We start from the raw sequence: 11333 nt of genomic DNA, 5'->3' as shown, positions 1-11333 counted from the left end.
GCCCCGCCCGGCCCCCCGCCAGTTCCGGGGGGCCGTCCGCCCAACTGGGCGTCGCCGCCGCGGCGACCGGAGGGGGCCCGGCCGGGGCGGCGGACCACGCCGTCCCACCCGGATGCGCCGCGACCGGTATGCCCATCGATTCGGTTTGCGGTGGGCGGGCGACCGCCGCCCCGCCGCCACCGCCGAATTTCCCGCCGCATCCGCAGGTGTCCCCGCACACCGAGATGTCGCGCAGCGCCGCCAAGCCGCCCGAAGTGGCGAACCTGGCGACCAAGATGTTCCAGGCGCTGAGGCCTTCTCGAACCGGGTCGCTACAGAAGCCTTCCGGTGCGCTCACGATCGGACGTGCCACCGACAACGACGTCGTCATCCAGGACGTCCTCGCGTCCCGGCATCACGCGTTCTTGACCCAAACGCCGCTGGGCACCGAGATCCGCGACGCGCACAGCGTCAACGGGACCTTCGTCAACGGCGTGCGGGTGGGGTCCGCGGTGCTGACCGAGGGCGACTTGGTCACCATCGGCAACGTCGACCTGGTGTTCACCCGAGGCGAGCTGCTCCGCCGTACCGAGGCCGCGACCCGCTCCGGTGGCCTGGAGGTCAACTCCGTCTGCTACACCGTCGACCAGAACAAGCAACTGCTCGACCACATCTCGCTGACCGCCCGGCCCGGCACGCTGACGGCCATCATCGGTGGGTCGGGTGCCGGCAAGACCACGCTGTCACGGGTGATCGTGGGCTACACCAGCCCCACGTCGGGCTCGGTGACCTTCGAGGGCCACGACATTCACGCCGAGTACGCGACCATGCGCAGCCGGATCGGGATGGTCCCGCAGGACGACGTCGTGCATCGCCAGCTGACGGTGAACCAGGCCCTCAACTACGCCGCCGAGCTGCGGCTGCCGCCGGACACCAGCAAAACCGAGCGGGCCCAGGTCGTCGCGCAGGTCCTCGAGGAACTGGACATGACCAAGCACGCCGAGACCCGGGTCGACAAGCTGTCCGGCGGCCAGCGCAAGCGGGCCTCGGTGGCCCTCGAACTGCTCACCCAGCCGTCGCTACTGCTGCTCGACGAGCCGACGTCCGGCCTGGACCCGGCGCTGGACCGTCAGGTCATGCTGATGCTGCGCCAGCTCGCCGACGCGGGTCGCACGGTGCTGGTGGTGACCCACTCGGTGTCATACCTGGACGTCTGCGACCAGATCCTGCTGGTCGCGCCGGGCGGCAAGACCGCCTTCTGCGGCCCACCCGACCAGGTCGAGGCGGCCATGGGCACCCGCAACTGGGCCGACATCTTCGCCAAGGTGGGCGCCGACCCCGACGAGGCCAACCGCCGGTTCAAGGAGCGCAACCAGCAGTCTTCCCGGCCACCCTCCCCGCAAAGCCCGGCCGACCTGGGCGAGCCACCGAAGACCGACCTGTGGCGGCAGCTGTCCACTATCGCCCGCCGCCAGGTTCGACTCGTCATATCCGACCGCGGCTACACGATCTTCCTGGCGATCCTGCCGTTCCTCATCGGGGCGCTGTCGCTGACGGTGAAGGGCCCGCATCCCGGCCTGGGCCCGGCCGACCCGCTCGGCCCGGCGCCCACGCAGCCGCAGTACATCATGGTGCTGTTGAACATCGGCGCCGTCTTCATGGGGACCGCGCTGACCATTCGCGACCTGATCGGCGAGCGCCCGATCTTCCGGCGGGAGCAGGCCGTCGGTCTGTCCACCTCCGCCTACCTGCTGGCCAAAATCGCGGTCTTCTGTGTCTTCGCGACGCTGCAGGCGGCGATTGCGACCATCATCGTGCGGTTGGGCAAGGGGGCGCCGACGGCACACCCGCCCTTCTTCGGCAACTCCACGTTCTCGCTGTTCGTCACCGTCGCCGGCACCTGTGTGGCGTCGGCGATGCTGGGCCTGTTGTTGTCGGCCGTGGCGCAGTCCAACGAACAGATCATGCCGCTGCTCGTGGTGTCGATCATGTCGCAGCTGGTGTTCTCCAGCGGCATGATCCCCGTCTATCAGCGCTTCGGCCTCGAGGAGCTCGCCTGGCTGACGCCCGCGCGCTGGGGATACGCGGCGGGCGCCTCGTCGATCGACTTTCCGTCGCTGGTGAAGGTCAAACAGATCCCGACCAACGACCCGATCTGGCAGCACTCGAAACACATCTTCGTGTTCGACATGGCCATGCTGGCGTTCCTGTCCGTCGCCTACACCGGCTTCGTCCGGTGGCACATCCGGCTGAAACGCTGAGCCCGCGGCCGCTCCGATGACGCAAGCCGCCGAGCCCGTGCTGACCGTTCGATCCGACCGATCGAAAGGCAGCTTCGCGGCCGGCCGCGACGTGGTGGTCGGCAGCGACCTGCGCGCGGACCTGCGCCTGGCGCACCCCCTGATCGCCCGCGCGCACCTGCTGCTGCGCTTCGATCACGGCAAGTGGGTTGCGCTGGACAACCGTTCGCTGAACGGGATCTATCTCAACGGCCAGCGGGTGCCACTGGTCGACATCGTGGACGGCCAGACCCTCAACATCGGCAAGCCCGACGGCCCCCGGATCACGTTCGAAATCGGCCACCACACCGGGACCGTGGGCATGCTCCCGCCGACCACGGAGTCGATCCCGGTCATCACACCGCCCGTCGACGCCCACCGCGCGCCGCCGGCCGGCCCGCGGCCACCGGCCCCGCCCCAGCCGCGCCCCTGGCAGGGCCCGAACCGCACCACCGCCGTGCCGATCGTCCGGCCCGACGCCGCGACCCGATCGGTGCCGCAGTCCGCCGGGCCGCCCGAGATGAACCAGCCCACCCAGATCGGCGTGAGCGGCCAGGTGGCGGAGTTCCCGACCACGCGGGTGAAGAACCTGGGGCCCGAATCCGAGCGGGTGACCGACCGGCCGGGCCGCGCCGCCTGGATCGGCCGCGCACTCGACAACGACATCGTCATTCACGACGTGCTGGCCTCGCGCCATCACGCGTTTCTGACGCCGACCCCGGCGGGCCCCGAGATCCGCGACGCCAACAGCAGCAACGGAACCTTCGTCAACGGGGTCAAGGCGGCGTCGGCCGTGCTGTCCGAGGGCGACGTGGTGACCATCGGGAACGTCGACCTGGTGTTCTCCGGCGGCATCCTGGTCCGCCGCCAGGAGGCGGCGGCGCGCACGGGCGGCCTGGAGGTGCGCGGCGTCGACTTCAGCGTCAACGGCAAGAATCTGCTGCAGAAGATCTCGCTGACCGCCCGCCCGGGCACGCTGACCGCCCTGATCGGCGGGTCCGGTGCGGGCAAGACCACGCTCTCGCGGCTGATCGCCGGGTATGCCACCCCCACCTCCGGGTTGGTCACCTTCGAGGGCCACAACATCCACACCGAGTACGCGTCGCTGCGGACCCGGATCGGGATGGTGCCGCAGGACGACGTCGTGCACCGCCAGCTCACGGTCAACCAGGCCCTCGGCTACGCGGCCGAGCTGCGGCTGCCGCCGGACACCACCAAGGCCGACCGGGAAGAGGTCGTCGCGCAGGTGCTCGACGAGCTCGGGCTGACCCAGCACGCGGACACCCGGGTGGACAAGCTGTCCGGCGGGCAGCGCAAGCGCGCGTCGGTGGCGCTCGAGCTGCTCACCGGGCCGTCGCTGCTGATCCTCGACGAGCCGACCTCGGGCCTGGACCCGGCGCTGGACCTGCAGGTGATGACGATGCTGCGCCAGCTGGCCGACGCGGGCCGGGTGGTGCTGGTGGTCACCCACTCGCTGACCTACCTCGACGTGTGCGACCAGGTGTTGCTGATGGCACCCGGCGGCAAGACCGCCTTCCTGGGCCCGCCCGGCCAGATCGGCGCGGCCATGGGGACCACCAACTGGGCGCAGATCTTCGCGAAGGTCGGCGCCGACCCGGACGAGGCCAACCGCCGATTCTTGGCGCAGAACAAACCCCCGCCACCGGTGGAGACGGAGGCGCCGGCCGACCTCGGCGCCCCGCCGCGCACCAGCATGCGGCACCAGTTCTCCACCATCGCCCGCCGCCAGGTGCGCCTGGTGGTCGCCGACCGCGCCTACTTCGTGTTCCTGGCGCTGCTGCCGTTCGTGATGGGCGCGCTGTCGCTGACCGTTCCCGGCCACACCGGTTTCGGCTATGCCGACCCGACGAGCGACTCGGCCGGCGAGGCCGGGACGATCCTGACGCTGCTCACCATGGCCGCGGCCTTCATGGGCACCGCGCTGACGATCCGCGACCTCATCGGCGAGCGCCCGATCTTCCGGCGCGAGCAGGCGGTCGGGCTGTCCACCACGGCCTACCTGCTGGCCAAGATCGCGGTGTTCTGCGTGTTCGCCGTCGTCCAGGCGGCGATCGCCACGGCCATCGTGGTGGTCGGCAAGGGCACCCCGACGCGGCCGGCCGTGCTGCTCGGGAACGCCACGCTCGAGCTGTTCGTCGCCGTCGCGGCGACCTGTGTGGCCGCGGCGATGCTGGGCCTGCTGTTGTCGGCGCTGGCGCGCTCCAACGAGCAGATCATGCCGCTGCTGGTGGTGTCGCTGATGGGCCAGATGGTGCTGTCCGGCGGGATGGTGCCGGTCACCAACCGGATCTTCCTCGACCAGCTGTCCTGGGCGGTGCCGTCGCGGTGGGGGTACGCCGCGCAGGCGTCGACGGTCGACCTGTGGACCGTGGCGCCCGGGCCGCAGAGCCCGCGGGACAGCCACTTCCAGCACACGCCGGGCGCCTGGCTGTTCGACATGGGCATGCTCGCGGCGCTGTCGGTCGGCTATGCCGCGCTGGTGCGCTGGCGCATCCGGCTCAAGCACTGAGCCGATCAGCCGTCGAGGCGCAAGCCCTGAGCCGCCGCGAAGGCCACCGCCTGGCCGACGTCGATGCGGGCGCCCGCCAGCGACGCGGTTCTCCACAACGAGGGATCCACGGTCGCGCCGCGCAGGTCGGCGTCGTCCAGCCGGGCGCCCGTCGTCCGCGCGCCGGACAGGTCGGCGCCACGCAACATCGCCTTGCGCAGGTCCGCCTCCACCAGGCTGGCCTCCCGCAGCCGGCAGCCGCTCAGGTCGACGCCGCGCAGGTCGTTACCGCCGAGCACCGCGAGCGTGAAGTCGACCTCGTCGAAGGCGATCGGCCGCATCCGGCACTGCACGAAGACCGAGCCCAGCATGCTGCACTGGGCGAACTCGCTGTGCCACAACGACGTTCGCTTAAACGTGCAATTGCGGAACGCCGACCCGCTGTGCTGCGACTCGGCCAGGTTGGCGCCGCTGAAGTTGCACTCGTCGAACACGACCCGTTCGGTCTGCCACCGGCTGAGGTCCTCGTCGGTGAAGTCGTGACCTTCGAAGTGGCGATCGGTGGCGATCGACCCGCTTCGCAACTCCGTCAATTGGCCGTCAGACTGGCCAGGGCGTATTCGCTGACCGCGATCAGCGCGTCGGTCGCCGACCGGCGATCCCGGGCGTCGACCGTGATCACCGGGATGTGCGCGGGCAATGTGAGCGCCTCGCGCACCTCCGCGACGGGATAGCGTGGCGCACCGTCGAATTCGTTGACCGCGACCAGGAACGGCAGGTTGCGGTGCTCGAAGAAGTCGACCGCGGCAAAGCTGTCCTCCAGCCGCCGGCAATCCACCAGGACGATCGCCCCGATGGCGCCGCGAACCAGGTCGTCCCACATGAACCAGAACCGCCGCTGGCCCGGCGTGCCGAACAGGTACAGCACCAGGTCTTCGTCCAGGGTGATCCGGCCGAAGTCCATCGCGACCGTGGTGGTCCGCTTGTCCGGGGTGGCCTCCAGCGCGTCGACGGCGGTCGAGGCGTCGGTGAGCATCGCCTCGGTGCGCAACGGCATGATCTCCGACACCGCCCCGACGAACGTCGTCTTGCCGGCGCCGAATCCGCCCGCGATGACGATCTTGGTCGAGGCGTGGGCTCCGTCTTGTTCCATCTCGGGGTGCCCCTCAGAGTGCCTTAAGGCCACGCAGCGTCCTTCCTATCAGTTCGTGGCGCTCATCTCTGGTCGAACGCTCGGACAACGTCTTGTGCACCCGAAGGTAGCCGGACAACACCAGATCACCGACCAGGACGCGCGTGACGCCGAGCGGAAGATCCAGCCGGGCAGAGATTTCCGCGACCGACGGGCTGCCGACGCAGAACTGGATGATCTTGCCTTTCGCATCCTCGGGGAGCCACTGGTGAGCCAGCCCGGCCTGCAGCGTCTGGATCGGCGCTTCCACGGGAAGGTCGACGTCGGTGCCGGTCCGCCCGGCCGTCAGGGTGTACGGGCGGACCAGATTCCCTCTACGTGCGGTCGGCCGGGGCTCGCGTTCGTCCATCGCGGCTCACGAGACGCCAGACCGGCGGGTGGACTGCACCACGCCCCCGACCCGTTCCACCAGGATGGCCATCTCGTAGCCGATTTGACCGATGTCGCACGACGTCGCCGCCAGGGTGGCCAGATGCGAGCCGTCGCCGACGCGCATCAGCAGCAGGTAGCCGTGCTGCATCTCGACCACCGACTGCAGCACCTGACCGCCCTCGAACAGCTGCGCGGCGCCGGTCGCAAGGCTGGCCAGGCCGGAGGCGACGGCGGCCAACTGGTCGGCGCGCTCGCGCGGGAGATGCTCGCTGGCCGCGATGGGCAGCCCGTCGACGGAGACCAGCAGGGCATGCGCCACCCCCGGAACCTCGCGGGCGAATCGCGTCACCAGCCAGTCCAGTGAATTGCCGGGCGCCGTCATTCCTGATCATCCCCCTGCTCGCGGGCGTGCGACCGGCCGGTGCGCACCCCGCCGAAGTGACTGCTGAACGACGCGCGAACCGCCTCGGGATCGCGGCCCGCGGCCGCGTGCTGCGGCTCCCGGGCGGGGGTCGGCTGGTCCTGCTCGGACAGTCCGTTGGCCGCGCCGGGCACCAGCCGGGCGCCGGGAGTGCGGACCGGCAGGCCGTGCTCGGCGGTGCGCGACTCGACGGGCTTGTCCTCGGCCGCGGCGGCCAGGGTCCAGCCGCGGTCCCACACCGACTGCCAGTCCAGGTCGGGGCTGTTGACCAGGTCGTGCGGATCGCCCAGCATCTCCGACAGCATCCGCCGGTAGATCACGTCGTCGTCGGCCGGGGCGGCCGCGCCGTGCGGGGCGGCCGGAATCGACGGACCGGGCCCACTCGGCACCGGGGCGGCCGGCTTGTCGGCCTCCCGGGACCGCGCGGCGAAGAACGCCGACGTGTCCGACGCCGTCCGCGCGGGTTCGGGCTCCGGCTCCGCGGGGGCCACCGCGGCGGCCGGCTTGGCCGGGGTCCCGCTCTCCCACCACGGGGTGGGCAGCTCGCGCCGGGCCCGCGCGGGCTGCTGCTCGGCGGGTTGGGCCGGCACGTCGGTGATGCCGCTGGAACCGGGGTTGCGGCGCGGCAACAGCGTGACCGGCGGCACGGAGTCGTCGGCGGCGGCGCGGACCGCCGGCTCGGGCGCCCGTTCCTCGGCGACGTCCGGGGCATCGGCTTGGGCGCTGGGCGCCGAGACCGCCCTGATCCGCGCGATGCGGACCGGCTGGCCGGTGCCCTCGAGGATGGCCGGCGGCAGGTAGATCTCGGCGGTGGTGCCGGGGCCCGCCTCGTTGGCCGCCGGGCCGCGCAACCCGACCCGGATGCCGTGCCCGGCCGCGATCCGGCCGACCACGAACAGGCCCATATGGCGGGCGTTGTCGGGGCTGACCTCGCCCCCGGCCTGCAGCCGCATGTTGGCGATGCGCCGATCGGTGTCGTTCATGCCCAGGCCGGAGTCGGCGATCCGCACCACGACTCCCCCGTCGCCGCCGCGGGCCGCCGAGACCCGCACGGGCGTCGAGGGCGGCGAATAGCGCAGGGCGTTGTCGATCAGCTCGGCGAACAGATGGATCGCGCCACCGGCGGCCGCGCCGATCAGCGTGCTGTCGTCGGGCAGCCCCGCGATCTCGACGCGGCGATAGTCCTCGACCTCGGACACCGCCGCATTCAGCACGGTCGCCAGCGGCACCGGGTCGCGCTGGTCGCGGGCGAGCTTCGCGCCGGCCAGCACCAACAGGTTGGCGCTGTTGCGGCGCAGCCGGGCGGCGAGGTGGTCGAGCCGGAACAGGCTGTCCAGGCGTTCGGGGTCCTCCTCGTTGCGCTCGAGCCGGTCGATGAGCGACAGCTGCTGGTCGACCAGCGAGCGGCTGCGCCGCGACATGGTCTCGAACATGTCGTTGACCAGCAGCCGCAGCCGCGCCTCGTCGCCGGCCAGCAGCAGGGCCTGGGTGTGCAGTTCGTCGACGGCGTGGGCGACCTGGCCGATCTCCTCGGTGGTGTACACCGGCAGCGGTTGCGGCGTCGGCTCGGCGCCGCCCGCCTTGACCCGGGCGATCTCCTCCTCGAGGTCGGTGTGGGCGACCTTGAGGGCGCCGTCACGCAGGACGCGCAGCGGCCGCACCAGGGCGCGCGCCACCAGCAGCACGACGACGAGCGCGATCACGATGGCGGTCAGCACCACGACGGTGTCGACGATGGCGGCGTTGCGCTTGTCGGCGGCCTGGGCGTGCACGGACTTGGTCACCGAGGCGGTGGCGTCCTTGATGATCTGTTCGGCGATCTCGTCGGTGGTCTGGATCGAGCGCAGCAGGTCGGCGTTGTCGACGAGCACGCTGGCCGGATCGGACATGATCGCCAGCCTGCTCACCAGCTGCTGCTGCAGCGTCTTGGCTTCGGGCGAACCGGCGCCGAGGACTTCGCTCATCCCGAACAGCGTCGACGGCTCGGTCCCGGCCAGGGTGATCATCGAGGTCCGCAGTTGCGGTTCGGGCAGGTCGGCGCCGCGGGTGACGAGGACCTTCTGCATCGTCATCTGCCCGCGGGCCCCGACCGCCCGGCTCAGCCCCTGGGTTTGGGCGCGGATCTTCTCGTCGTCGACCCGCACCGACGCGTTGATGACGTCCTCCGCGGTCAGCAGGATGGGGGCGTAGAGGGTCACGCGTTCGCGCAAACCGAGGCCGTTGTCGGTCGCCTTGGTGACCAGCATCTGGCCGCCGTCGAGCAGGTTGTTCACCCCGGACCGGACTTCCGGGGTCACGTCGGTGTCCCGCAGCCGGGTGTCCAGTTCGTACTTGCGGGCCTCGAAGTTCTTCTTGGCCCCCTCGACGTCGCGCCCGGTGCTGCCCGCCACCAGGGCGACGTCGAGGGCCGACATGTATTTGGTGATCACCGGCACCACGTCGGCCCGGGCCGCGGCCAGCCGCAGGGCACTCGAGTTCGCCATCGCGGCCTCGATGCGCAGCGCCCCGAACACCGTTGCCAGCAGCAGCGGGACGAGCACGATCGCCAGGACCTTCCACCCGACCGGCCAGTTGCTCAGCGACCAGGTCCGGGGGCGTTTGGCCGGCGCCGCGTCGGCGGCGCGGGGCGGTGCGGACTCGGGGGCGGCCGCCTCGGCCGGGTTGGCCGGGCGGGCGAACATGGTCACGTCGCCACGGCCGCGTGACCGGCCGCTGCGCTAATGGTCAGCGCTCGAGAAAACGAGAGGCTCATGAGACTTCCTGCTTAATCCACCCGTGCCACGCCAGATGGGCGCGAGCGCGTCAACGTGGCAATCCGACGAGTATGACAGCCCGCGGCCCGGGCCACCAGAATCCGTACTGAGCAGACAGGCCTCTCCAAGGTGGACCGGCGCGCGGACGCACGACTCTGGCAAACGCGCCCGTCAAGGTTTCAGGTCGGCCGCAGGACGGCGACGAGGAAATCGGAGTCATCGGTGAACGGTCGCAGGTCCCAGGTGGACAGCAGCAGATCGGGCGCGAACCCGGCCGAAGCCGCGTCGTCGAGGAACGTGGCGAACGCGTAGTCGCGGCCGGCGCCGAAGCCGATCGCCGCCCGACCGCGATCGGCGAGGTGCGCGCGCAGCCGGCTCAGCACCCGGCCCCGCGTGCTCGGGGCCAGGAACGCCATGACGTTGCCGGCCGACACGATCACGTCGAACGGTTCGGGGATGCCGCGGGCGGGCAGGTCGAGCTCGGCGAGGTCGCCGACCAGCCAGCGCGGGCCGGGATGGTCGTGCTCGGCCGCCTCGATCAGCGCCGGGTCGACGTCGACGCCGACGACGTGGTGTCCGGCGCCGGCCAGGTGCCCGCCCAGGCGGCCGGGGCCGCAGCCGGCGTCGAGAATGTGGGCGCCGCGGGGCGCCATCGCGTCCACGAAGCGGGCCTCGCCGGCCAGGTCGTCACCCGCGCGGGCCATCGCCCGGAACCGCTCGATGTACCAATGCGAATGTCCTGGATCGGCAGCGACTTTCTGCATCCAGAGGCTCTGCTCGACCATGCGACCATTATCGCGTTGTGTTCAAGCTGATGTTTTACTCCCCGCGCATTCCCCCGAACACGGGCAACGCCATCCGGACGGCGGCGGCCACTGGCTGCGAACTGCATCTGGTCGAGCCGCTGGGGTTCGACCTGTCCGAGCCCCAGCTCCGGCGGGCCGGGCTGGACTACCACGACCTGGCGTCGGTCACGGTCCACCCGTCGTTACCGGCCGCGTGGGACGCGCTGATGCCGGCGCGGGTGTTCGCGTTCACCGCGCAATCGACCACGCGGTTCTCCGACATCGGCTACCGCCCCGGCGACGTGTTGATGTTCGGGCCCGAGCCCGACGGGCTGGACGACGCGACGCTGGCCGACCCGCACGTCACCGAGCGGGTGCGCATCCCGATGCTGGCGGGCCGCCGCTCGTTGAACCTGTCGAACGCCGCGGCCGTCGCGGTCTACGAGGCCTGGCGGCAGCATGGCTATTCGGGCGCGGTCTAGTTGTCGTGACCCGGGAGGTTGTTAACGGCGTGCCTGCTTGAAATTGGGAGGACCTCCTGACGGAGTGGATGTGTCTGGCATTCACCCGTAGGAGGTCCTTGTGTCTCACGCTAATGCCCGTACCAATGTGTTCGCTCGTCGGCTGATCGTTGAGCGTGTCGCCGCTGGTTGGCCGGCTGCGCATGTGGCTGAGCAACTGGGGATTTCGCGGGCAACGGTGTACAAGTGGCTGCGCCGAGATGAGCGCACCGCCTCGCCGGTGATTGGGTCGATTGCACTCAGATGTGGCACCTGGTGGCGCGCCAGGATCCGCCCGACCGTCGAGGGATTCAGGTCGAGTTCGGCGGCGAGCACAACAGCGCCGCGTTTACGGCGTCGGCGCGCGGCGAGCACCTTCTGCTCGACCCGATGGCTCGTGCGGTTAGGCATCCGGATCGGCCGCGATGAACGGTCGGCCAGCGCGGCATCGCCGCCCTGGGCATACCGGCGCAGCCACTTGTACACCGTTGCCCGCGAAATCCCCAGTTGCTCAGCCACATGCGCAGCCGGCCAACCAGCGGC

General features: G+C 70.9%; 9 protein-coding genes and 2 pseudogenes. 4 read left to right on the top strand and 7 right to left on the bottom strand.

The window, feature by feature from the left end; all coding sequences use genetic code 11:
- Positions 1-2240, top strand: a 2240-nt coding sequence (locus A5692_RS07665) for an ATP-binding cassette domain-containing protein (RefSeq protein ID WP_197514389.1), incomplete at its 5' end; no start/stop codon positions are given.
- Positions 2241-2256: 16 nt separating this feature from the next.
- A complete protein-coding gene (locus A5692_RS07660) occupies positions 2257-4788 on the top strand; it encodes an ATP-binding cassette domain-containing protein (RefSeq protein WP_068054201.1) in 2532 nt (843 codons plus the stop codon).
- A 5-nt stretch (positions 4789-4793) separates the two neighbouring features.
- Here A5692_RS07660 and A5692_RS07655 read toward each other — a convergent pair whose 3' ends face one another.
- The 6 genes from A5692_RS07655 to A5692_RS07630 all read right to left on the bottom strand — a co-directional run bounded on the left by A5692_RS07655 (position 4794) and on the right by A5692_RS07630 (position 10290).
- Entirely contained in the window at positions 4794-5336 is a 543-nt protein-coding gene (locus A5692_RS07655) for a pentapeptide repeat-containing protein (RefSeq protein WP_068054211.1), read from the bottom strand.
- Between the two features lie 20 nt (positions 5337-5356).
- A complete protein-coding gene (locus A5692_RS07650; RefSeq protein ID WP_369830276.1) occupies positions 5357-5953 on the bottom strand; it encodes an ATP/GTP-binding protein in 597 nt (198 codons plus the stop codon).
- Positions 5934-6308: a DUF742 domain-containing protein gene (locus A5692_RS07645; RefSeq protein WP_068054192.1), complete on the bottom strand. Its 375-nt coding sequence runs from the start codon at positions 6306-6308 to the stop codon at positions 5934-5936. Before A5692_RS07645 ends, A5692_RS07650 begins: the two co-directional genes overlap by 20 nt.
- Positions 6309-6314: 6 nt before the next feature.
- Positions 6315-6713 carry a serine protease inhibitor gene (locus tag A5692_RS07640; protein WP_068054190.1) on the bottom strand — a complete coding sequence of 133 codons (399 nt, stop codon included), beginning with the start codon at positions 6711-6713 and terminating at the stop codon, positions 6315-6317.
- Positions 6710-9433: an ATP-binding protein gene (locus tag A5692_RS07635; RefSeq protein ID WP_068054208.1), complete on the bottom strand. Its 2724-nt coding sequence runs from the start codon at positions 9431-9433 to the stop codon at positions 6710-6712. Before A5692_RS07635 ends, A5692_RS07640 begins: the two co-directional genes overlap by 4 nt.
- 251 nt (positions 9434-9684) lie before the next feature.
- On the bottom strand, positions 9685-10290 hold the full coding sequence (locus tag A5692_RS07630) for a bifunctional 2-polyprenyl-6-hydroxyphenol methylase/3-demethylubiquinol 3-O-methyltransferase UbiG (protein ID WP_068054187.1): 606 nt from the start codon (positions 10288-10290) through the stop codon (positions 9685-9687).
- A gap of 17 nt (positions 10291-10307) precedes the next feature.
- Between A5692_RS07630 and A5692_RS07625 the strand changes: the two genes are divergently transcribed.
- Both A5692_RS07625 and A5692_RS28105 read left to right on the top strand, forming a co-directional pair.
- Positions 10308-10772 (top strand): tRNA (cytidine(34)-2'-O)-methyltransferase, encoded by a 465-nt coding sequence (locus A5692_RS07625; RefSeq protein WP_067922156.1) that lies wholly within the window; start codon positions 10308-10310, stop codon positions 10770-10772.
- A 100-nt stretch (positions 10773-10872) separates the two neighbouring features.
- Positions 10873-11011, top strand: a pseudogene (locus tag A5692_RS28105) (helix-turn-helix domain-containing protein); the annotation flags it as partial.
- Between the two features lie 76 nt (positions 11012-11087).
- Here A5692_RS28105 and A5692_RS29735 read toward each other — a convergent pair.
- Positions 11088-11333, bottom strand: a pseudogene (locus tag A5692_RS29735) (leucine zipper domain-containing protein); the annotation flags it as partial.

This window comes from Mycobacterium sp. E342 (genome assembly GCF_001667665.1).
Lineage (GTDB): Bacteria > Actinomycetota > Actinomycetes > Mycobacteriales > Mycobacteriaceae > Mycobacterium.
Note: the sequence above shows the minus strand (reverse complement) of the source record. Positions and strands in the feature narration are given on the sequence as shown.